Source organism: Paraburkholderia sp. RCC_158 (assembly GCF_041355255.1).
Taxonomy (GTDB): domain Bacteria; phylum Pseudomonadota; class Gammaproteobacteria; order Burkholderiales; family Burkholderiaceae; genus Paraburkholderia; species Paraburkholderia graminis.
Genome location: NZ_JBFUPM010000004.1, coordinates 1 through 21,451 on the forward strand (window position 1 = coordinate 1; position 21,451 = coordinate 21,451).

Annotated in this window: 17 protein-coding genes; 8 read left to right on the forward strand and 9 right to left on the reverse strand. The window is 60.5% G+C overall.

Features of this window, described 5'->3' with window-relative positions; translation table 11 throughout:
• The 4 genes from AB6809_RS09460 to AB6809_RS09475 all read right to left on the reverse strand — a co-directional run.
• The coding region (locus tag AB6809_RS09460; protein ID WP_371026453.1) for an NAD(P) transhydrogenase subunit alpha at positions 1–296 on the reverse strand (296 nt) is incomplete at its 3' end.
• 25 nt (positions 297–321) lie between these two features.
• Positions 322–1,464 carry a Re/Si-specific NAD(P)(+) transhydrogenase subunit alpha gene (locus AB6809_RS09465; RefSeq protein WP_371026454.1) on the reverse strand — a complete coding sequence of 381 codons (1,143 nt, stop codon included), beginning with the start codon at positions 1,462–1,464 and terminating at the stop codon, positions 322–324.
• A 99-nt stretch (positions 1,465–1,563) separates the two neighbouring features.
• Positions 1,564–2,562: an NAD(P)H-binding protein gene (locus tag AB6809_RS09470; protein WP_371026455.1), complete on the reverse strand. Its 999-nt coding sequence runs from the start codon at positions 2,560–2,562 to the stop codon at positions 1,564–1,566.
• Between the two features lie 42 nt (positions 2,563–2,604).
• The gene (locus AB6809_RS09475) at positions 2,605–3,777 is read right to left on the reverse strand and encodes an iron-containing alcohol dehydrogenase (RefSeq protein ID WP_371026456.1); all 1,173 of its coding nucleotides are present in this window, start codon (positions 3,775–3,777) and stop codon (positions 2,605–2,607) included.
• A gap of 207 nt (positions 3,778–3,984) precedes the next feature.
• Between AB6809_RS09475 and AB6809_RS09480 the strand changes: the two genes are divergently transcribed.
• The 3 genes from AB6809_RS09480 (at position 3,985) to AB6809_RS09490 (ending at position 8,020) form a co-directional block, all read left to right on the forward strand.
• Positions 3,985–5,787 carry an acyl-CoA dehydrogenase C-terminal domain-containing protein gene (locus tag AB6809_RS09480; protein ID WP_371026457.1) on the forward strand — a complete coding sequence of 601 codons (1,803 nt, stop codon included), beginning with the start codon at positions 3,985–3,987 and terminating at the stop codon, positions 5,785–5,787.
• 45 nt (positions 5,788–5,832) lie between these two features.
• Positions 5,833–7,068 carry a CaiB/BaiF CoA transferase family protein gene (locus AB6809_RS09485; RefSeq protein ID WP_371026458.1) on the forward strand — a complete coding sequence of 412 codons (1,236 nt, stop codon included), beginning with the start codon at positions 5,833–5,835 and terminating at the stop codon, positions 7,066–7,068.
• Between the two features lie 76 nt (positions 7,069–7,144).
• Positions 7,145–8,020 (forward strand): SDR family oxidoreductase, encoded by an 876-nt coding sequence (locus tag AB6809_RS09490; RefSeq protein ID WP_371026459.1) that lies wholly within the window; start codon positions 7,145–7,147, stop codon positions 8,018–8,020.
• A 1,085-nt stretch (positions 8,021–9,105) separates the two neighbouring features.
• On the opposite strand, the gene AB6809_RS09495 is transcribed toward AB6809_RS09490, so the two are convergent.
• The 5 genes from AB6809_RS09495 to AB6809_RS09515 all read right to left on the reverse strand — a co-directional run bounded on the left by AB6809_RS09495 (position 9,106) and on the right by AB6809_RS09515 (position 15,810).
• Complete coding sequence (locus tag AB6809_RS09495) at positions 9,106–10,974, reverse strand: AMP-binding protein (protein ID WP_371026460.1); 1,869 nt, start codon at positions 10,972–10,974, stop codon at positions 9,106–9,108.
• Positions 10,975–11,056: 82 nt separating this feature from the next.
• Positions 11,057–12,193 (reverse strand): acetyl-CoA C-acyltransferase, encoded by a 1,137-nt coding sequence (locus AB6809_RS09500; protein ID WP_371026461.1) that lies wholly within the window; start codon positions 12,191–12,193, stop codon positions 11,057–11,059.
• A gap of 84 nt (positions 12,194–12,277) precedes the next feature.
• The gene (locus AB6809_RS09505) at positions 12,278–12,868 is read right to left on the reverse strand and encodes a MaoC family dehydratase (RefSeq protein ID WP_371026462.1); all 591 of its coding nucleotides are present in this window, start codon (positions 12,866–12,868) and stop codon (positions 12,278–12,280) included.
• Positions 12,811–14,898, reverse strand: coding sequence for a 3-hydroxyacyl-CoA dehydrogenase NAD-binding domain-containing protein (locus tag AB6809_RS09510; RefSeq protein WP_371026707.1), 2,088 nt, complete (start codon positions 14,896–14,898; stop codon positions 12,811–12,813). The genes AB6809_RS09505 and AB6809_RS09510 overlap by 58 nt, the downstream gene beginning before the upstream one ends.
• Positions 14,899–15,114: 216 nt before the next feature.
• Entirely contained in the window at positions 15,115–15,810 is a 696-nt protein-coding gene (locus AB6809_RS09515; protein WP_371026463.1) for a TetR/AcrR family transcriptional regulator, read from the reverse strand.
• A 306-nt stretch (positions 15,811–16,116) separates the two neighbouring features.
• Here AB6809_RS09515 and AB6809_RS09520 point away from each other — a divergent pair, with 306 nt between their 5' ends.
• The 5 genes from AB6809_RS09520 to AB6809_RS09540 all read left to right on the forward strand — a co-directional run bounded on the left by AB6809_RS09520 (position 16,117) and on the right by AB6809_RS09540 (position 21,353).
• Entirely contained in the window at positions 16,117–16,935 is an 819-nt protein-coding gene (locus AB6809_RS09520) for an ABC transporter ATP-binding protein (protein ID WP_371026464.1), read from the forward strand.
• A gap of 3 nt (positions 16,936–16,938) precedes the next feature.
• On the forward strand, positions 16,939–17,706 hold the full coding sequence (locus AB6809_RS09525; RefSeq protein WP_371026465.1) for an ABC transporter ATP-binding protein: 768 nt from the start codon (positions 16,939–16,941) through the stop codon (positions 17,704–17,706).
• Between the two features lie 65 nt (positions 17,707–17,771).
• A complete protein-coding gene (locus AB6809_RS09530) occupies positions 17,772–19,040 on the forward strand; it encodes a branched-chain amino acid ABC transporter substrate-binding protein (RefSeq protein ID WP_371026466.1) in 1,269 nt (422 codons plus the stop codon).
• A gap of 31 nt (positions 19,041–19,071) precedes the next feature.
• Positions 19,072–20,019: a branched-chain amino acid ABC transporter permease gene (locus AB6809_RS09535; protein WP_371026467.1), complete on the forward strand. Its 948-nt coding sequence runs from the start codon at positions 19,072–19,074 to the stop codon at positions 20,017–20,019.
• Positions 20,020–20,039: 20 nt separating this feature from the next.
• Complete coding sequence (locus AB6809_RS09540; RefSeq protein WP_371026708.1) at positions 20,040–21,353, forward strand: branched-chain amino acid ABC transporter permease; 1,314 nt, start codon at positions 20,040–20,042, stop codon at positions 21,351–21,353.
• Positions 21,354–21,451 lie beyond the last annotated feature (98 nt).

Genomic DNA, 21,451 nt, shown 5'->3' on the forward strand with positions numbered 1-21,451 from the left:
TTTTTCGGCTCTTTCTTGCGGAACATCTCGAGCATTCGCCGCGTGACGAGGAAGCCGCCGAACACGTTGACCGCCGCGAGCGCGACGGCGAGCGTGCCGAAGAACTTGCCCGGCGTGCCGAGCGTGAGGCCGGTCGCGAGCATTGCGCCGACAATCACGATCGCGGAAATCGCGTTGGTCACGGCCATCAGCGGCGTGTGCAGCGCGGGCGTGACGTTCCAGACGACGTGGTAGCCGACGTAAATCGCCAGCACGAAAATAATCAGGTTGATGACGGTGTGGTTGAGCACTTCCATCGCCGTTTCTCCAGGTGAATTCGCGTTATGCCTTGCGCGCGACTTCGCCGTCGCGGGTGAGCAGCGTGGCCGCGACGATGTCGTCGGCGAGGTCGATGTTCAGCGTGCCTTCCTTCGTGATAATGAGCTTGAGGAAGTCGAGCAGGTTGCGCGCGTAGAGCGAGGACGCGTCCGCGGGCACCATCGAGGCGAGATTCGTGTAGCCGACAATCGTCACGCCGTGCCTGACGATCACTTTGTCGGCTTCGGTGAGCGGGCAGTTGCCGCCGCGCCGGCCTTCATAGTCCGCGCCGCGGCCCGCTGCCAGATCGACCAGCACCGAGCCCGGTTTCATCGCCTGCACGGTTTCGACCGAGAGCAGCGTCGGCGCCGCGCGGCCCGGAATCAAGGCGGTGGAGATCACCACGTCGGCCTGTTTCGCGCGTTCGTGAACGAGTGCCGACTGGCGTTGCAGCCAGGAAGGCGGCATCGGCCGCGCATAGCCGCCGACGCCTTGCGCGGCTTCGCGCTCTTCATCGGTTTCGTAGGGGACGTCGAGAAACTTCGCGCCGAGCGATTCGATCTGCTCTTTGACGGCGGGACGCACGTCGGATGCCTCGATCACGGCGCCCAGGCGCTTGGCGGTCGCGATCGCCTGCAAGCCCGCCACGCCCGCGCCGAGAATCAGCACGCGCGCGGCTTTCACCGTGCCTGCGGCGGTCATCAGCATCGGCATGAAGCGCGGATAAAGCGTCGCGGCGAGCAGCACCGCCTTGTATCCGGCGATGTTCGCCTGCGACGACAGCACGTCGAGGCTTTGCGCGCGCGTGGTGCGCGGCGCGGCTTCGAGCGCGAAGGCGGTGACGCCCGCCGTGGCGAGTTGCTGCGCATTCTCCGCATTGAACGGATCGAGCATGCCGACCAGCGTCGCGCCGCGTTTGAGCAGCGGCAGTTCGGCTTCCGTGGGAGACTGGACTTTGAGGACGAGGTCGGCGCCAAACGCGCTGGCGGCGTCGACGATTTCCGCTCCAGCTGCGACATATGGGTCGTTCACAAAGCTCGCATTAATGCCGGCACCGCTCTGCACGAGAACATGATGCCCCTGCTCGACGAGTTTTCTTGTCGTCTCAGGCGTCGCCGAGACGCGGGTTTCGTGCGCGCGCGTCTCAATCGGTATGCCGATTTTCATATGTCGATGGACTCCGTGATGAGAATACGTCACCTTTCGATTGACGACGCATAGGCCGCGTCACCTGCTAATGCACAAATTCGCGACCCTGCCCGCTTACTAGCGATCGTTTTTATGCTGGTCAGTGTCGCTGATTTGCGCATGCGGCGTTTCGTTGGAAGATGGCCTTGACGCAGTGAACGCCTTTGCGCTTTTTCTCACAAAATCCTGCACGCTAAGAGGTGCCTTCCCTGTCAGATCAAACACGTCGCTGGACATGCGGTCGTAACGCCCCGCACGATGCAGATCGGCCATGGTCGTGAGGTGGTTGACGAGATGCAGCGGCAGACCCCTTTCGAGCAGTTTCTCGCGCCACGGTCCTACCTCTATGTCCTGATAGGTGATCCGACGTTCCAACGCCTTTGAGTATTCTCCAGCGTAAAAGTCCATGTTGTCCGAGTGCGGCCCCGTCAGGTGATACGTCTTGCCGACATGCGGTTGAGGATTTACCAACAGTTCAGTGACCACGCGCGCGACATCTTCTGCGGCGACAGGTGAGGTCTTGCCCCGGCCGAACGGCAACCGGATTTGATCAAACTGCTTGACCGATTGCGCCGAGAACATCATGAAAAAGCCTTCGAGAAAAACCGTTGGCCGTAGATATATAACAGGCAGTCCTGACCAATCAAGCGCCTGTTCGGCGAGCCAGTGCAACTTGTGCTGGGGACTGTCGGTTGTCTCTGTGATGCTCATTTGCGACAGCGTCATCTGCGACATGTTCACGAACGCTTTAACGCCGTGATGCTTTGCAACGCAAGCGGCATTGATCGTCGCGGCCAGATACAGGTCGGAGACTGACATGCCGAAGTACATGACCTCGCAGCCCTCGACCACGCGATGCATCGCATCCAGATCGAGCAAATCGCCCATCACCACTTCAGCGCCCATTTCCCGCAGTGCCAACGAACGATCATCCTCCTTGCGCACCATCGCCCGAACTCTTTTACCCCTTTCCAGCAGCAACTCAGTGACGGTGCGGCCGACCGCGCCCACGCGCCCGGCAGCCCCCGTTACCAGAATCGGTTTCTGATCCGACATATCAAACTCCTCTTGAGCCATGTCTACTCCTCTGCGTCCCGACAGAACAGAGGAGCCGAACGATCAGGCTGCCAGGTTCAAAATCTCGAGCACGCCTGCCGGCTGATTCACCGGGCGCGGATTGCTGAAGATAAAGAACTCGGTCATCGTGTTCTCTGCGACGAGCTCGAACTGATCGGGGCCGACATCCACTTCGCGAAGACTGGTCGGCAGGCCTAGCGACTGGCAAAACGTTTTGAATGCAACGGAGGCGGACTCGCCGGACTGCCCAAGCGCCTTCGCCAGCGACGCCTGAGCGTCAGCCGTAAAAGGAAGGTTATATTCAAGAATGCCGGGCATCATCACCGGCGTGCATAGAAAGTGCGGCACGCCGCACGTGCCTCCAAGCACGTGCCCGATCGCGTGACTTGCGCCCATGGGCACGCGAGCCTGCAATCCGAACGAACAGAGCCACGAGGCCACCTGACACTGGTTAGCAGCTTCAAGATCATTGCGGTCGTTGCGCGCGCGCGGCAGCCATTCGCGCATCAGTTCGATCCCGCGCAACACCGCAGCATCGACGAGCGGATTGCCCTGCGGCGAACAAAGCGCTTCGATTGCGTGATCCATCGCACGCGTGCCCGACCCCAGCAGCAGCGACTCGGGCGCATAGGGCAGAAGCTGCGGATCGAGAATGATTGCGATCGGCATCATCTTCGGGTGATAGAACGTCTGCTTTAGCTTTCTGCGCGCATCGGTGACGAGGCAACCGGCGTTGTACTCGCCACCGGAAAGACTTGTCGGAATCGCAATCATGCGTACCGTCGGCCCCTTGTAATTGCTGATCTTGCGACGGCCCTGCTCGTCGAGTTGCACCTCGAAGCCGTCCAACCCATCTTCATCGAGAATCTGGTGCTCGATGCAAAGGGTAGTAATCTTTGCAATGTCAACTACAGAGCCGCCACCAATAGCGACTATCAGATCCGCTTTTGCGTCGAGTGCGGCGCGCGTAGTCTCGACCGCGCCGTGCCGTGTGGTGTGCTGCGCGACGCCGTCGAATACGCCAACGCAGCGTTCGTCCAGCGCGGATACGATTTTTGCGATCTCGGAAGTGGTCGTATTCAGTGTCCGGCTGACGATCAAAAACACCCGCTTTGCGCCCACCCGTTCGACTTCCGCCATTAGCGTTGCGGCCGCTGGCCGGCCGAACGTAACCCGCTCCATTGTCGGGAAAAGATGTGTGCCCTTCGTTCGCATGACTTTCCTCCTAAGTTGTCCGTGATCGGAATCAGCCGCCCTGTTCGCCAGATTCGACGCGACAGCCGGATTTCCATGCAAGTCTCCTCTTGCACTGTCAAGTATCCGGAGATAACATAACACTGTCAAGTTTAATAATTTGGCACCTGAAAACCGCCGGGCACAGGCGTCAGGCTGAACTACAAATCAACCTTTCTTGAGACAACCATGCCAGGTTTCGACGCCCCCATCCGAGAACTTCGATTTCTACTCGAAGACGTTTTCCGGTTCGACGAAAAGACGGCCAAACTCCCAGGTTTCGAGGACGCCACACTCGATGTCGTCATGGCGATTCTCGACGGCGCGGCGACGTTTGCGCGCGAGGTGCTCGTTCCTATCAACCTGCCCGGCGACAAGGAAGGCTGCCACTTCAGCGATGGCACCGTCCGCACGCCCCACGGCTACAAGGCCGCTTACGATCTTTATTGCAAGAACGGCTGGCCCTTGCTCGCCTCGTCGCCCGATTGGGGCGGTCAGGGCCTCCCGCCTTCCGTCGCTCTCATGGTGCGGGAGTTCATAGCCTCGGGCTCCATGTCGTTCGGCATGTATGCGGGTCTATCGCAGGGCGCGTACCGTGCCATTCTCGCGCACGGCACGGATGAACTGAAGGCCACTTACCTGCCCAAGCTCGTCGATGGATCGTGGACCGGCACCATGTGTCTGACCGAGCCCGATAGCGGCTCGGATCTGTCATGTCTGCGTACACGGGCGGAGCCCGATGAGCAAGGCAGCTATCGCATCACCGGTACAAAGATCTTCATCTCCGGCGGCGATCACGATCTCACCGAGAACATCGTTCATCTGGTGCTAGCGCGCCTGCCCGATGCGCCGCCCGGCACGCGCGGCATCAGCCTTTTCGTCGTGCCGAAGCGGATCCCCGACTCCGCGACGGGGGAGGTCGCGCCTGATTCGGACGATCTTGTGTCGACCGGAGCGATTGAGCACAAGATGGGCATTCGCGCGTCTGCTACTGCCACGCTGAATTTCGAAGGCGCTCGCGGCTGGATGATAGGTCAACCCAACGGCGGGTTGCGCGCGATGTTCACGATGATGAACTCCTCGCGAATCGGGGTGGCCGTGCAAAGCGTCGGCGTGTCGGAGATCAGCTATCAGAACGCGCTCGCCTACGCGAAAGAGCGACGGCAGGGCAAAGCGCCGGGGCACAGCGGCGAACAGCGCGCCACGCCGGATGCGATCATCGATCATCCCGACGTACGCCGCGCGTTGCTCACGATGAAGGTACTGGTCGAGGGGATTCGCGCACTCTATGTCGAGTCTGCGATGCTTCTCGACGTGCGCGCGTCACAACCGGATTCAACCGAAGGGGAAGCCGCGGAAAGCCGGCTCGCGCTTCTCACACCTGTTCTGAAGAGCTTTATTAGCGATTGCGCGGTGCAAATCACCGATCTCGGTGTGCAGATTCATGGCGGTTATGGCTACGTGCACGAGACCGGCATGGAGCATCTGTTCCGCGACGCACGCATTGTGCCGCTCTACGAAGGCACGAACGGCATTCAGGCACTTGACCTCGTCACTCGGAAGATCGGTCTGGAAAATGGTCGTGTGTTTGACGCGTGGTTAGCTTCGATCGATCAGGTTATCGCGAGTGCGTCCAGCATGAAGGCACTTTCGCACCTGGTGTCTGCCCAGCGTCGCGCCGTCCAGCATCTCCGCGATGCGACTGACGCATTGCGCGCGTGGAGCAACGGAAAGGGACCGGATCAAGCCGGCGCTGCCACGGATTACCTGCGGCTATTCGGACTCGTCGCCATGGGCGCCGTCTGGCTGCGCATGGCCGAAGCGTCCTCGGCGGGCCGCGAGCGGGAACCTCATCTAGCGTCCTTCCATAACGGCAAGATCGGTGCAGCAACGTTTTATTTCGAGCGTCTGCTTCCCGAGTCCGACTGGCGCTTCGACAGCGTAATGCAGGGCGCACGCACTTTAATGACGTTGCGCAGCGCCGAATTCTGACGCGTCCGTAGGCGCGGCGCGCTTTTACCCATTTCGAGGAGTCATATGTCTACAGATAACACTCACGGTCCGCTCTCCGGTGTACGCATCCTGGACCTGTCGAGCATTGTGCTCGGTCCCCTTGCAACGTTGACGTTGGCCGGCCTCGGCGCGGAGGTCATCAAGATCGAAGCCCCCGACGGCGACAACGTGCGGGAGGCCGGCGTCATGCGGCACGACGCGTCGGAAGACGAGCACGTCAAGATGGGGCACGTGTTCATGCACAATAATCGCGGCAAGAAGAGCATCGTGCTCGACCTGAAGCGCGCCGAGGCGCGCGACGCGTTGCTTCGTCTGGTTGAAGATGCCGATGTTTTTCTGTCGAACGTTCGCCCGGCGGCAATGAAACGGCTTGGACTCGACTATGACGCGCTTGCGAGCGTCAACCCCCGACTTATCTATGTCACGGCGACCGGCTACAGCCAACGCGGACCCTACGCCGACCGGCCGGCCTATGACGACCTCATCCAGGGCGCTACGGGCATCCCGTGGCTTCTGCAGCAATATGGGGGCGGAGAACCTGTCTACGCCCCTGTGTCGCTGGCCGATCGTGTCACCGGTCTGCACGTCGCCTACTCCATCAGCGCTGCACTGTTCTCCCGCGAACGCAATGGTTTAGGCCAGCAAATCGAAGTGCCGATGTTCGAAAGCGTCGCGCATTTCGTGCTCGCCGATCACATGTCAGGAAAGACCTTCAGGCCCGCCGAAGGCGAGGCGGGCTATGACCGGTTGTTGTCACCCGATCGACGTCCGTACAAAACCGCCGATGGCTACCTGTGCGTCCTGATCTACAACGACAAACACTGGCGCGAGTTCTTCCGCGCAATCGGCAAGCCGGAGCAGTTCAGCAACGACATCCGCTTCTCTACCCAGCGCAATCGCTCGCGCAACATTCGCGAGGTCTATGCATGGGTTGCATCGGTCATGCCAAGCCGTACCACCGCGCAATGGCAGGCGTTGCTGGACGAGGCCGATATCCCCTATCAGGTGGTCAATTCAATGGACGATCTCCTGAACGACCCGCATTTAAATGCGACCGGCTTCATCGGCGAGGAAACGCATCCGACCGAGGGCCGGGTGTGCACGCTGGGCAACCCGACCGTCTGGTCGGGAACGCCGTTGCCGCCGCTCGCGCCCGCGCCAAAGCTCGGCCAACACACCGCGGAACTCCTGGAAGGGATCGGTTATTCGCCGGAAGAGGTCGACCGCATTATCGGTAAAAGCTCAATCGCCATGGACTAGCTGGCAGCCTCCACCGTCGCGGCATCTCCCGCGTCATTGACCATTCACTCAACATCGACTGTTACGAGGGATTCACATGTTCAAAAATGATCTTCTCAAGGGCAAGCGCATCCTGATCACCGGTGGCGGTTCCGGTCTGGGCAAGGAAATCGCTGCACGCTACCTGGAGCTAGGCGCAGATCTTTACATTTGCGGACGACGCGACGTAGTACTGAACGAGACGGCTGCGGAATTGATGGACCGTTTCGGCGGATCCGTGAAAGGCTACGCGGTCGACATTCGCAATGCGGAAGCAGTCGATCAGATGGTCGGCGAAATCTGGAAGGATGGCCCGCTCACCGGTCTGGTCAACAACGCCGCCGGCAACTTCGTCAGCCGCACGGAAGATCTGTCCTCGCGCGGGTTCGATGCCATCGCGAATATCGTGCTGCACGGAACGTTCTACGTGACGCAGGCGGTCGGAAAACGTTGGATAGAAGGCCAACTGTCCGGCAGCGTGGTGTCCATACTCGTGACCTGGGTGATGAACGGCGGGCCGTTCGTGGTTCCGTCGGCGATGTCCAAAGCGGGCGTCAATGTGATGACGAAATCGCTCGCGGTCGAATGGGGACGCCACCAGATTCGCCTGAACGCAATCGCGCCAGGGGTATTTCCGACCGAAGGCATGAGCAAGCGTCTTTACCCGGGACGCGACGACGCCGGCCGCTCAGAAGGCAATAGCCCGATGGGACGCGCGGGATACATGTCCGAGTTGCAGAACCTTGCGACCTTCCTGATGGCGGATGGCTGCGAATGGCTAACGGGCCAGACGATGACGATTGACGGCGCCAATTCGCTGGCCACCGGCGGCAATTTCTATCACTTCAAGGACTGGACCGATGCGGATTGGGACCACGCGCGCAATTCGATCCGAGAGCTGAACGACCGCGATCGCGCAGCCCGCGCCGTGTGATCGCGTTCACCGGTCTTGCAGCAAGACCGCGGCGCGGCGCGCTAATGCCGTTCAGTCAAGGTCTTTTCGAAGGTACAGACGGGAGTAACGCCAAGGTCGCGTTTTGACGACTTGGCGCCTGAGCAGCCGGATCGTTTTTCATTGGACGGGACTTCACCCGCCCCCGCAAACGCCGAACGCATGCGGAGGTTTCGCGGAGGCGCGCGTAAAGACGGTCCGCAAGTTTCTGCTGGATTGTATGGTGGGCTCGCGCGAAGCTGATGTCGATTGGTAGGAGTTTCCCTCACTTGCGGCGCTGGTGATCTCATTGCGGATCCGGTTTAGGCGATCAACGCACCGTATCTTTCGTGATACGTCCGTTCGACGATGCTGCCGTCCAACGTCAACCTCGAACTCTATATCGATTGCTTGATCACCCCAGTAGCTGGTCTAGATCTGCCGGCGACGCTGTAAGCAGGCGACGATATCTGCGTCTCTGTAGACGTTGGCGATCCCCAAGCAAAGTCAACGGCACGCGTTCGCGTCGACGCACGTCGACGGTCAGACCGCCCGTGCTTGCAAAAAATCCGGCAAAGCCAGCCCCTTCTTGCGCGCCTGCGGTGAGACGCGCATGCACACCGCCGCATGGTCAGCAGTGCCACAAATCACTTCCGGCAGAGATTCACGCGCCCCGGATCAGGAAGTGACGATTGGCGGCGGTCCCGTCAGGCCACACAGCATTTCTGCCACTCGAAGCGGGGATGTCCGGCTAACCGGCGCACATCGGCCTGCTCCTTTGCTTCAATAGCGTAGGTCAGGTGGTCCGCGAACATTGCGTCTAAAAGTTAAGAGTTCGGCGCAACGTTTGCGACCTGACCTGCAACAGGAACAAGACGCCGCTGGTCGCTTAGCCGAACCGCACTATGAGGGAGGCGCCGTTTTTTGCTCATCGACGATCGTCGCCATACATCTTGACGAAGAGCTTCGCGAGCCTGCGCGATGCATCAGCTTCGCGAAAGAAAAAATGCTTCCACCTTCGGTGGCCGCACATCGATTGACACTACCGGCGCAGGGGCGCTGCCCACGCCGCTGTCCCGCTCAAACGTTCATAGACCGGCCACCACGTGCGTGGGCCGCGGGACGGCAAACAATGTTGTGATAGCCTCTGCGCGTCGCTCCATGACTGCACGCTGGTTGATGCTCCCCTTGTCCGTCAGCTCATAGTGTTGCAGCGAAGGCGGCTCGGCCAGCAGGATTAGCCGGGCGATATACATCGACGCCCCCTTTTGTCCTTCGTTGGCGACACGCAGGCGGCGCTGGAGTTCCACAAGTAACGCGGGATGCTCCGGCAGATCTTCTACGCTGTGACCACTTAGTTCCGGTAGTGCTTGCGCGCACGCAGCGGGGTCGTGCCACGCCAGCACGCCGAGCGTGTTGTCGCCGTCGTGTACGATCACCGCTTCCTTAATCAACGGGCCACACGCGTTGAGCAAACGGGTACGCAATGCGGCTGTCCTCACCCACGTGCCATTTGCAAGTTTGAAGTCTTCTGCGAATCGACCGGCAAAGCGTAGACCCGCGACCGGGTTGTCCGGATTGACGAAGCGCACCGCGTCCCCCAGGATATAGAAACCTTCATCGTCGAACGCCGCTGCGGTCTGCTCCGGAGCATTTAGATACTCACGCACTATATTCGGCCCCTTGATACGCATTTCGTAGCGGTCCGGGAGGTCCGTGTCCGCTATCAACTTGAGTTCGATACCGCATAGCGGCAAACCAATGCAGCCGACGTCGTCGACGGCCCAATACTGCGTGACGGCCGGCCCTGAGCTTTCCGTGGCGCCGAACACGGATGTCAGCACGACGCGCTGGCCTGTCGCGCGGACCGCGACCGCCTGAAAGCGGTCGTAGACGCTACGTGAAAGTATCGCACCGCCGTAGTAGACGTAAGCCAGCCGCGAAAAGAAGTGAGCGGCGAACTTAGCATCGCGTTCCAGGGCGTCGATCAGCATCGACAGCCCTGCCGGTACGTTAAAGTACAGCGAGGGCGCGACTTCCGCGAGGTTTTTCAGCGTCGCGTCGAAACGGCCGGGCAATGGGCGGCCATCGTCGATATACAACGTCGCACCGAACCGCAGGATCCGGTTCAACACGATGTTCCCGCCCATCACGTGGTGCCAGGGCAGCCACTCCAGATAGACCGGTGCATAGTCGGGGGCCTGTTCGAAAATGCTGACCGTCATCTCCTGCGCGGCCGCGAGATTGCCGCGGCTCTGGACGACGGCTTTCGGCATCCCTGTCGATCCAGATGTGAACATGTATTTCGCTGGCAAATCCGGACTCAGATTTCGGTGCCGTGACTCGACATCTGGATCGATAGCCGTGCTCGCAAGATCGGCGAAGCGCAACATGCCGGGGCGGACATTCTCGACCGCCACCACGCGTTCGGGCGCCACGTCGAGCGCCGCCACCGCGCCGGCGAAACGCTCTGCGTCCTCGACGAAAACCATGTGTGGCTGGACGAGCGACACCGCATTACGCAAGCGCGCGTAGTTGCCGCCGATCAGCGAATAGGCGGGCGACACCGGCGACACGGGCACGCCAGCGTACAGCGCGCCCCATGTCATCAGGGCCTGCGCGATCGAGTTTTCCGACAGAATGACAAGCGGCGCCGTCGTGCCAGCACCGTGCCACAGCAATGCCGAGGCAATCGAACGCACGGCATTCCATACCTCGCTCACGCTCCACGCAATCCAGTCGCCGTTTGCGTCCCGCTGCGCGAGCATCGGATTATTCGGCCGAACCCGTGCCCAATGTTCAAGCCAGTCCGTCGTGCACGACTTCACAGCGGGCAAAAACTTGCCCGACCGCACTATCAGCGTGCCGTCCGGGTGCCTCTCGATATCGACTGAAGGCTCGCGAAAGCCCGGCTCGCGGAATGGCAGTTCCGTGAGATCCGCAACCGTTGACGTCATATAGTCCTCTGATGTTGTCCCGTCGACGCGCTTATCACCTCGTCGCGTCGCTCAGCGTTTCCTGTTTGACCGCGCGGCGCGATTAGAGCGCCTCGAGAATCGTGGCGATACCCTGCCCTCCACCGATACATTGCGTTGCCAGCGCATAGCGTCCGCCGTTGCGTTTGAGCAGCGACGCGGCCTTGCCGACTAGACGCGCACCCGTTGCGCCAAGCGGATGGCCGATCGCAAGCCCGCCGCCGTCGAGGTTGACACAGGCCGGCGACAGTTTGAGCTCGCGCATGCACGCGACCGCCTGGCTTGCGAAGGCCTCGTTGATTTCGATGACATCGAGTTGAGAGGCGTCGATACCGGCGCGCTGCAACGCCTTGCGGGTGGCCGGAATGGGGCCGATGCCCATCAGTTCGGGTTTGACCGATGCGACCGCCGCGGACTTCACTCGAGCGAGCGGTTCGAGGCCGTGTTCGCGGGCAAACGCTTCGGTGCAGATGAGCGTGGCGGAAGCGCCATCGGTCAGCGGCGACGACGTGCCGGCTGTCACGCTCCCGTCATCCCTGAATACCGGCTTGAGGCCAGCGAGCGCCTGCGCATTCGTGCCCGGTCGGATGCAGCCATCCTCGGCGACACGGCCATCCGGCGTTTCGATCGGCACGATCTCGTCCTTCAGTCTGCCTTGCTCCCGCGCCGCAGCCGCCTTCGCATGAGACGTGACGGCCAGCGCTTCCTGAGCCTCACGACTCACCTCGTAGAGACGCGCAACGTTCTCCGCGGTCATGCCCATCGACGTGTAAACCTCCTTGTAGTCGCGTTCGAGCACCGGATTGGGCGATTTATTGAAACCGCCCTGCGGCACGCGCGACATGGACTCGACGCCGCCACAAATAAAGGCGTCACCGAAGCCGAGCGCGATTTGCCCGGCGGCATAGTGAATCGCGGACATCGACGATCCGCAGAAACGGTTGATCGTCGCGCCGGGCACGTGCTCGCCGATGCCAGCGCGAAAACTGACGATACGCGCGATGTTGTGCCCCTGCTCCGCCTCGGGATACGAACAGCCCAGCACAAGATCTTCGATCAACGCAGGATCGAGCCGCGTGCGTTCCAGCAACGCAGCCACGACTTGAGCCGCCAGATCGTCGGGGCGCACACCAATCAGACCGCCTTTGCGCGCGAGATGGAAAGGCGATCGGGCAAAGCCGGCTATTACAATATCGTTCATTGCACTTCTCCTGACTGAAAACCAGCGCGGCTTGCGGCGCCCGGCATATTCGGAATTCGTATCCTGCGACCAGAAAACCTTCGGCTATTTCAGGTCGTCGGCCGGGCGGCGCGGAATGCTGGTGAGCCCATAAAGCCGCATGACGAGTTCATCGCGTTGATTCTTCAGGTCGATGCGTCCTTTCGCGATACCGCGTTTCGGCTTGTCAGGATGGGTGATGATCTCCACCAGCTCACGTTCGACATATACGACATCGCCGGGTCGCACCGGCAGAAGCCAGCGCAACTCGTCCGCACCGACGCCCACGATTGGCGTTTCGCCGAATAGACGAGCCCGCACGCACAGTTTCATTGCCACCGCGGCGAGATGCCAGCCGCTCGCGATCAGCCCGCCAAACGGACCCGCTTTTGCCGCCTCCATATCGGTGTGAAATGGCTGCGGATCGAATTTGCACCCGAAGTCGATAATGTCCTCGGCGTGGAGGGTCATTTTTTCGCTCATCCATTTTTCGCCGATCTTCAGGTCTTCCAGATATCGCCGCGTCATAGGTGTCGCTTCCCGCGCTCCGCGCGCTTCGTGCATTATTGAGGCCCGCCGTGCTGCTGAACGAGCTACCGCTACTCGAAGCGCGCCCCTCGCTGCGCTAACTTCACGAGCAGCGCGGCGGGCTGCCATTGGTCGCCCCGATAGCCGCTCTGGAATTGCCGAATTCTTGTCAGCACTGTATCGAGCCCCAGCGTGTTCGCGTAGTACATCGGGCCGCCACGCGTCACCGGGAAACCATATCCGGTCGCGTAGACCACATCGATATCGGATGCCCGTTGAGCGATACCCTCCTGCAGAATCAATGCGCCTTCATTGATCAACGCGAGCATCAGCCGGTCAACGATTTCCTGTTCGCCTATTGCGCGCGACGGCACGCCGATCTCTTGCCGGTAAGCAGACACAATCGCGGCAGCTTCGGGATCGGGAATTCGCTTACGGCTATTCTGCTCATAGCGATACCAGCCTTTACCGGTTTTCTGACCCTGACGCCCCGCTTCGCAAATGCGATCTGCGACGCGTGAATACACCATGTCAGGACGCTCGCTATAACGGCGTTTCCGGATCGACCAGCCAATGTCGAGGCCGCTCAGATCGCCAACTGCAAGCGGCCCCATCGCCATACCGAAACGTTCCATGGCCGAGTCGATCTGCTCGACAGTGCATCCTTCGTCGAGCAGGAACAGCGCCTGTTGCAGATAACGCTGCAACATCCGGTTGCCGATAAAACCGTCGCAAACCCGAGACATCACCGCCGTCTTTCGCAGCTTGCGGGCGATCTGCATGACGGCGATCAGCACCTCGTCGGAAGTCGTCCGGCATCGCACCACCTCGAGCAGACGCATCACATGCGCAGGGGAAAAGAAGTGCATGCCGACCACGTCCTGCGGCCGACTCGTCACGGCCGCGATCGCGTCGATGTCGAGCATCGACGTGTTCGTCGCCAGAATCGCGTGCGGCGGTGCGAGGCTGTCAAGTTCGCGGAAGATTTGTTGCTTGATTTCGAGTTGCTCGAAAGCCGCTTCCACGACCAGATCGACGTCGCTCACCGCGGAGGGAAGAGAAACCGTCGGAGCGATGAATGCGAGCCTACGGTCGCGCTCATCAGCACTAATGCGGCGTTTCACGACGTCGGCCTCGAACACGCCACGAATGATCGACATGCCACGCTCGAGCCCTTCAGGGCTCGCATCGATGAGCGCAACCCGGATCCCCGCATTCGCGAAGCAGACCGCAATGCCGGCGCCCATCGTGCCTGCACCGACAATGGCCACGGTGCGGATATCGCGCGGTCGTACATCGGCGGAAACGTCCGCGATCTTCGCGGCGTTGCGCTCGGCAAAGAAGTTATAGCGTAGCGCTTTAGACTCGGGTGTTTCGAGCAGTTCGAGGAATCGCGCACGTTCGAACTGGCGACCTTCTTCAAAGCTCAGTTTGGTCGCTGCCACGCAGCAATCGACGATATAAAGCTTTCCCTTATGGCTGGGGTAACGCTTGTTGATATCGTCGCGCAATTGATCGAACAGATCAGCGGGCGCCGTGTCCATGCGGACGCGGAGTTGGCTCGTCCGGCGCAATGGCGCGCCTTCGGCGACGAGTTGGCGTGCAAAGCTCACCGCATCGTCGAAAAGATCGCCATCCGACAGACGGTCGACAAGGCCTTGCCGGTGAGCCGTCGCTGCATCCACGGGCGAGCCGCTGAGCATCACCCTGGCGGCGTACTCCATGGGCACGAGTCGCGGCAAACGTTGCGTGCCACCCGCGCCCGGCAGGAAACCGAACGTCACCTCGGGCAACCCGAGCTTCGCATCGGCGGCCGCGATGCGGTAATGCATCGCCATGGCAAGTTCCAGGCCTGCACCGAACGCAAATCCGCCGATGGCGGCAATCAGCGGCTTGCCGAGCGTGTCACAACCTTCGATCAATTCGGGCATGGTGGGCGACGACAGCTGCGCGGCCGTGTTGAATTCGCGAATTTCCGCGCCACCGCAAAACGGCCGTGCGCCGCCCGTGAGGATAATCGCCGAGACATCGTCGCGCGCCGCAGCATGTCGCAGCTGGTCCTGCAGCGACTTACGCTGCACGGCCGACAAGCTGTTGACCGGCGGGTTCTGAAAAGTCACGACGGCAATGCCCTCCGTGACCGAATAGGCCGACTCCATGTCCATCTCGTCTCCTGATTATTGCAACGCCGGGAAAGGTCGTGCCGCTATCGATGAACAAGCCAGGCGGCCTCATCGATCTGCGCTGCAATTCATTGTGACAGCGTCAAGTTTGAGTGTCAACAAAGCAGTACAGACGTGCCAACAGGAGGTGAAGAGAAGCGTTCAGATCAACGAGGGTCGGGTGGGCGATGCGTCGCGCAAAGAAGCCGCGCCTTATTTCCTCGCGCGCCCGCCGGTGCGTGCTGGTGCGGGTGCATCAGCCTCAAAATGCGGCATCTTCAGGCCGCCGAGCAGCAAGTTGGTCACGCCAGTGCAGACTTCTTCGATCATGTCGTCCGGAACCTGGCAAAGGCCGCTCTCACGATCGGAAAGCAGCGTAGCGAGCCCGTGCATACCCGACCAGACAGCAATTGCGGAAAAACGCGGCGGACGGCCATCCTCCGCATGATCGGCCATAAATTCGGCGATGGTGTTATTGAGGAACTGAAAGGAGCCCGCGCTGGCTTCCATTAACTCCGGGTATTTACGCTTGTCGGAAACGCGCGGGCCGAACATCAGATGGAAAAGCTCAGGCTGCTCCAAGGCGAACTTGACATAGACCCGCATGATCACGCGCAGCCGGCGCTCTTTGGTCATGCCGTCTTTCAGCGCAGCGAGGCGCTCGCTCATCAATCGATGGAATCCCTCGGTTGCGATCGCCGCCAGAAGCCCTTCCTTGTCGCCGAAATGATGCGTCGGAGCGGTCTGTGACACCCCGGCCGAACGCGCCACTTCACGCAAGGACAAATCGGCCGCGCCGCGCAATGCCAGCAAAGCGATGCCACGTTGCACCATTTCCTCTCGCAGATTGCCGTGGTGCCACGACACTTTTTTGGAGGGTTCGATATGGCCGGATACAGAAGAAGACATAAACTTTTCACTGAAATATTAGGGGCCACTGCGGCAGACAGCATGCTTATATTCGTATCTTACCCTCTTGCAGGACAGAACGAAGTAGCAGCGCAGTGAACGCTGCGCCATCACATCGCGCGAAAGATCTCTGGAGTAGGTAACCAGGGGAAATCCCCGACGGAAAAGTCATTGCAAGCTTATCCCCCGCTCCCTATGATCCCATTAACTTGACACTGTAACGTTATGCAACGCTTCAGCCGCCGAAAATCGGCTACTGAAACGTAATCGGCATAGACGGTTTGCAGCAGGCTTAGGGTTCTGAAAATGACAGAGACGCACACAGGATCGCATCAGTTCCCGGCCGCCCTCGCGCTTGCTGGGTTGAAGAAGGCATTCGGCCCTACCGAGATCATCCGCGGCGTCGACTGGTCGGTACCACAAGGCGAGTGCCACGTCCTCATCGGTCCGAACGGAGCAGGAAAGTCGACGTTGTTTCACCTGATCAGTGGCCGATATCTAGCCACCAGCGGCACCATTCGTCTGAACGGTACGGACGTCACGCGGTACGGAGCAACGCGTATCAGCCGTGTCGGGCTTGGACGAAGCTTTCAAACAGCAAATATCTTCGGTCGGATGAGTACGTTCGAAAACGCTCGCATCGGCGCGCTGCGCGCGGTCGGTCATGGCGCGTCGTTCCTGCGACCTCTGCCGCGCGGTGGTGCAGCGGACATCCGCGCGCTCGAAGTGCTCGATGAAGTGGGACTGCTCGATAAGCGCAACGAACCGGCAGCACTTCTCTCATACGCGGATCAGCGCGCGCTCGAAATCGCACTCGCGCTCGCCGGCGGCCAGAAGGTCCTGCTGTTCGACGAACCCACGGCCGGCATGAACAAACAGGAAACGCGCAAGGTCATCGACCTAATGCAGAGACTGCGCGCGGCCGACCGAGAGCGCACCATTGTGATCATCGAGCACGACATGGACGTGGTGTTCGAACTGGCCGACCGGATCTCCGTGCTGGTCTATGGAGAACTCATCGCGACCGACACCCCCGCTGCGGTCCGGGCGAACAGAGCGGTACAGGAAGCCTATCTCGGCACGCCTGCCACATCCGCCGCAACTCATTCCCACCAGAAGCGCTGAACCATGAATGCATCCCCCCACCCGCACGTGGCAAAGAGCGCCAACATGACGCCGCTTTTCAGTGCCAGCGATATCGTCGCCGGATATGGACAAAGCCGGGTATTGCACGGCGCAACCATTCATGTGAGCCGAGGGGAGACCGTCGGACTCCTGGGCCGCAACGGCGTCGGCCGCTCGACGCTGCTTAAAGCGATCATGAAGCTGCTACCTGCGAGCGGTGCGATCGAAATGGACGGCGCGCCGCTCGGCGAGGCCAGAACCCATGACATGGCGCGCGCGGGGATCGGCTACGTCCCCGAAGATCGGGCGATCTTCCCGGATCTAACCGTGCGCGAGAACCTGTCGGTGGGACTGCCGCAACGCGGCCGCGCCGGATCGGCGGCGCGCGAACGCGCGACGTGGACCGAAGAAGAGTTCTTTGCGATGTTTCCGAACCTCAAACGCAGAGCAGACGTTGCCGGCGGGGTGCTTTCCGGAGGCGAGCAGCAGATGCTGACCATCTGTCGCACGCTAATGATGCAGCCGCGCCTGGTTCTGGTCGACGAACCGACTGAAGGCCTGAGCCTGTCGATGGTCGATCAGGTCGCACAGCTCCTGAGGGAAGTCGCGCGGCGCGGCGTAGCCGTGTTGCTGGTCGAACAGAAGCTAACTATCGCGCTTGGCTTGTGCGACCGCATTAACGTGATGGGGCATGGCCGCATTGTCTTCGACGGGAGTGTCGACGAATTCGAAAATGATCCTTCCGTGCGTGCCGAATGGCTAGAGGTTTGATCAAACACGCTGTCGATAAGGCAGGCGGCCATTCCCAGCGATGGCCGCGTCAGAGGAGATTCACGATGTTGCAGAAATTCAGTCCCGTCCTGCGCCGATCGTTGAGCGCGTGCATGATCGCAACGCCCTGCGCGCTTGGTGCGCTTGGCATTTTTGCCTCGCCCGATGCGCACGCTGCCCCGCCCATCAAGATCATGGTCATCGAACCGATGTCCGGCCCCCAGTCGTCCACCATGGAAGCGTCTGCAAAGAACCTGCAATATGCCGTCAAGCGCGACAATGATGCGGGCGGTGTTCTCGGATCGAAAATTGACCTCCAGTTCTGTGACGACAAGTTCAGCCCGAAAGACGGAAAAGACTGTCTTGACAGAGCGATTGGCAGCGACACCCACTTCGTGATGCAGGGCATCGGTGCGAATGTCACGCTGACGTTAGTCGACGCAATCGAGAAATACAACGCGCGTAACCCCGGCAAGGAACTCATTCTGATCAATTGGGCCGGTCTGGATGAAGAAATGACCGGGAAGTACTGCTCATTCTGGCATTTCCGCACTGACGGGCATATCGGCATGAAGATGAAAGCCGCTGTCCTCTCGCTCGACCAGTCGGTCAAGCGCGTGTACCTGATAAACATGGATTACTCGATGGGCCAGAACGCGGACGCCGCTACGCGGCGCCTGCTGAAACAGTACCGCCCCGACATTCAGATCGTCGGCAGCGAACTGCATCCCCCAAACCGGGTTCAGGATTTCACGCCGTATGTCGCCAAGATTAAGGCTGCGAAGCCGGACGTGATACTTACGGCTAACATCGGCACCGACCTGAGCCGGCTGATTCGGGCGGGTAACGACATCGGCCTCGAGGCACGTTGGTACACCGTCTACGCCTCGCAACATGGACAGGTTACGACGATCGGCGCGAAAGGCGTCGGCAAGGTGTATCAGGCTTCTGACTCAATCATGAGCATGGACAACCCGGTAATCGACAAGCTGGTCGAACAGTCGCGCGCCGACGGCTACGGTGATTTCGAAAGCGTGCGGCTCTATCGCGGCTACCTGTTTCTGACAGACGCCATTCGTGACGCGAAGACAACGCAGCCGCTCGCAGTGGCGAAGGCGATTGAGAAGACAACAGTATCGATCGGCGACTACAAAGCGACGATGCGCGCGTCCGACCATCAGGCGCAATTGCCGATGAACCTCTCGGTGGTCACCGCAGACGCCAAGTTCAAACAGGAAGGTACGCCGTGGGGTTTCAAGTTGCTGAAGAGCTTCCCCGCCGCTGAAATGACCGAGCCCACCGATTGCAAGATGAAGCGGCCGCCCGGAGCCTGAACGGGTGCCAGACAATCAACGGACGATAGACATGCAAACTCTCGCACTGGGACTGTTCAATGGCATCAGCTACGGCATGCTGCTGTTCCTGATGGCAGCCGGCTTGACACTCGTTCTCAGCATGCTGGGCATGCTTAATTTCGCGCATCCTGCGTTCTACATGCTCGGCGCGTACTTCAGCTACTCGGTCGCGCAGTTGCTCGGGCTCGGCTACTGGTGCGGACTCTTCGCGGCTCCGCTGTGTTGTGCGCTTATCGGCGGTCTCGTCGAGCGATATCTATTGCGCCGGGTCATTCAGTTTGGCATTTTAGGGCCGCTATTACTGACCTTCGGCCTTGGCATCGTCATTGTCGAATCCGTGACGCTGTTATGGGGCAAACATTCGGTTCCCTATGCCGTGCCCGCTTCGCTGGATTTCCCGCTGTTCTCGCTTTACGGCATCGATTATTCCGCCTACCGCGCGTTCACTCTCGTCGTCACCATCGCAGTGCTCGGCGTACTGTATTGGTTACTCAAAGGCACTCGCATCGGCACGACGGTTCGTGCGTCCCTCTCGCATCCCGAGATGGTCAACGCGCTCGGACACAATTTGCCGCGCCTGCGCACCAATGTGTTCGCCTTGGGTTCGGCACTCGCCGGTCTGGCTGGCGCACTGTCGGGGAACATCATCGGCACTGAGCCGGGCATGGCTGCGCAGCTCGGCGGCATACTGATGATCGTAGTTGTCGTCGGCGGACTCGGTTCGCTTGCCGGAGCGTTCGTTTCGGCGCTGCTGATCGGCATACTTCAGACGCTGACCGTATCGACGCCGTTATCGTGGTCCGACTTTCTCACGCCGTTGCAGCACGTGCTTTCCGGTATTGCAACAAACGAGGCGCTCACGCAACCCGTCAGCCGGTTCGCTCCTTTGGTTCCGTTTGCCATCGTCATCGTCGTGCTGGCAATTCGTCCGCGCGGCTTGATGGGACGTCGCAATTAATGGACTTCGATATGTCGACAATGAATAGTGGGCAACCTGTCGTTGGAACTCCGGTCCAGCAATCCCTTGCATTGTCTGGCAACGCCGAGCGCTGGCAAGCGTTTTTGCCGCCTCGACCGAATCTGGCCCGAAGCATTTCATGCTGGGGTGCCGCACTGATCGCTGCAATCGCGTTGCCGTTTATTTTTCCCGGCACGCTGGGCATCTCGGTGCTCACGCAAATCTGCATTGCCGTGACGTTCGCGCTCGCCTTCAACATGCTGCTCGGCGGGACCGGGATGCTGTCGTTCGGTCACGCGCTGTATTTCGGCACGGGTGCCTATGCGACCGCGCATTTCCTCAACTTTTTCGGCGGGGCGGTGCCCGTCGTGCTGGTGCCGTTGGTCGGCGGGCTTGCCGCATTGCTCATCGGTGCGTTCATCGCGCTTTTCACCGTGCGTAGCGGAAAGGTGATCTTCGCGATGATATCGCTGGCGGTCGGACAGCTTGCGTATTCCGCAGCGACGATCATGACGGGATGGTCTGGAGGCGACGAGGGTATCCGACTGGACCCAACACAAGCGGCCGGATGGGGCATCGACTTCGGCTCGCCGCTAGCCGTGTATTTTCTCGTGGCCGCGTGGGCGTGGCTCGCGGCGCTTGCCATGCATACTTTTACGCGGACGCCACTTGGCCGGCTGATGAATGCCACGCGCGACAACGCCGAGCGAATGAATTTCGTCGGCTTTGATCCGGTGATGATTCGCGGCCTCGCTCTCACGCTTTCAGCGGGTTTCGCGGGCATCGCGGGCGCCCTCTATGCACTCGCCTTCCAGGTCGTGACGCTCGATACTCTCAGCATCGCGCAAAGTACCAACGGAATGCTGCATACATACATCGGCGGCCATACGACTTTCTTTGGCCCGGTAGTCGGCGCGGTGCTAATTACGGTTATTTCGGCCCATTTGTCCACACTGACCGACGCGTGGTCGCTCTACATCGGCATCTTTTTCGTTGCCGTCGTGGTATCGATGCGGCGTGGCTTGACCGGTTGGCTGGCTGATCTGTCACGCACCGGCGCGAACGTCTATCGCAAAGGCGGTGCGCAGCGCGTCGTCAAACTGGCGGCACCGAGCTTGTTCGGCGGCATCGCGGTATGCGCGGGATTCATCATGGCGATCGAGATGACCCGCTCGCTCCTCGAAGGCATGGGTGCGCCGGTCAGAGTTTCATTTGGCCCGCTCGGAACTGGTTTCCAGCTTGACCCTCAACAAGCGATCTATTGGATTTTCGCCGCCCTGCTATTCGGCGCTGGCGTCGGAATCATCCGCAAGCGTCAGAAGAACCGCAACTAGCAGCTTTACTCATCCCTTTCCGAACTGCGGACGACGCGAGAACGCCCCCGCGTGTCCGTCCGACCACCATGCGCCCACGCGGCGCGTCCGCGGCGAGA

Coding starts and splice junctions, on each gene's coding strand:
- AB6809_RS09465 (WP_371026454.1), bottom strand. CDS start 1,464: ATGAAAATCGGCATACCGATTGAGACGCGCGCGCACGAAACCCGCGTC.
- AB6809_RS09470 (WP_371026455.1), bottom strand. CDS start 2,562: ATGGCTCAAGAGGAGTTTGATATGTCGGATCAGAAACCGATTCTGGTA.
- AB6809_RS09475 (WP_371026456.1), bottom strand. CDS start 3,777: ATGCGAACGAAGGGCACACATCTTTTCCCGACAATGGAGCGGGTTACG.
- AB6809_RS09480 (WP_371026457.1), top strand. CDS start 3,985: ATGCCAGGTTTCGACGCCCCCATCCGAGAACTTCGATTTCTACTCGAA.
- AB6809_RS09485 (WP_371026458.1), top strand. CDS start 5,833: ATGTCTACAGATAACACTCACGGTCCGCTCTCCGGTGTACGCATCCTG.
- AB6809_RS09490 (WP_371026459.1), top strand. CDS start 7,145: ATGTTCAAAAATGATCTTCTCAAGGGCAAGCGCATCCTGATCACCGGT.
- AB6809_RS09495 (WP_371026460.1), bottom strand. CDS start 10,974: ATGACGTCAACGGTTGCGGATCTCACGGAACTGCCATTCCGCGAGCCG.
- AB6809_RS09500 (WP_371026461.1), bottom strand. CDS start 12,193: ATGAACGATATTGTAATAGCCGGCTTTGCCCGATCGCCTTTCCATCTC.
- AB6809_RS09505 (WP_371026462.1), bottom strand. CDS start 12,868: ATGGCAGCCCGCCGCGCTGCTCGTGAAGTTAGCGCAGCGAGGGGCGCG.
- AB6809_RS09510 (WP_371026707.1), bottom strand. CDS start 14,898: ATGGAGTCGGCCTATTCGGTCACGGAGGGCATTGCCGTCGTGACTTTT.
- AB6809_RS09515 (WP_371026463.1), bottom strand. CDS start 15,810: ATGTCTTCTTCTGTATCCGGCCATATCGAACCCTCCAAAAAAGTGTCG.
- AB6809_RS09520 (WP_371026464.1), top strand. CDS start 16,117: ATGACAGAGACGCACACAGGATCGCATCAGTTCCCGGCCGCCCTCGCG.
- AB6809_RS09525 (WP_371026465.1), top strand. CDS start 16,939: ATGAATGCATCCCCCCACCCGCACGTGGCAAAGAGCGCCAACATGACG.
- AB6809_RS09530 (WP_371026466.1), top strand. CDS start 17,772: ATGTTGCAGAAATTCAGTCCCGTCCTGCGCCGATCGTTGAGCGCGTGC.
- AB6809_RS09535 (WP_371026467.1), top strand. CDS start 19,072: ATGCAAACTCTCGCACTGGGACTGTTCAATGGCATCAGCTACGGCATG.
- AB6809_RS09540 (WP_371026708.1), top strand. CDS start 20,040: ATGAATAGTGGGCAACCTGTCGTTGGAACTCCGGTCCAGCAATCCCTT.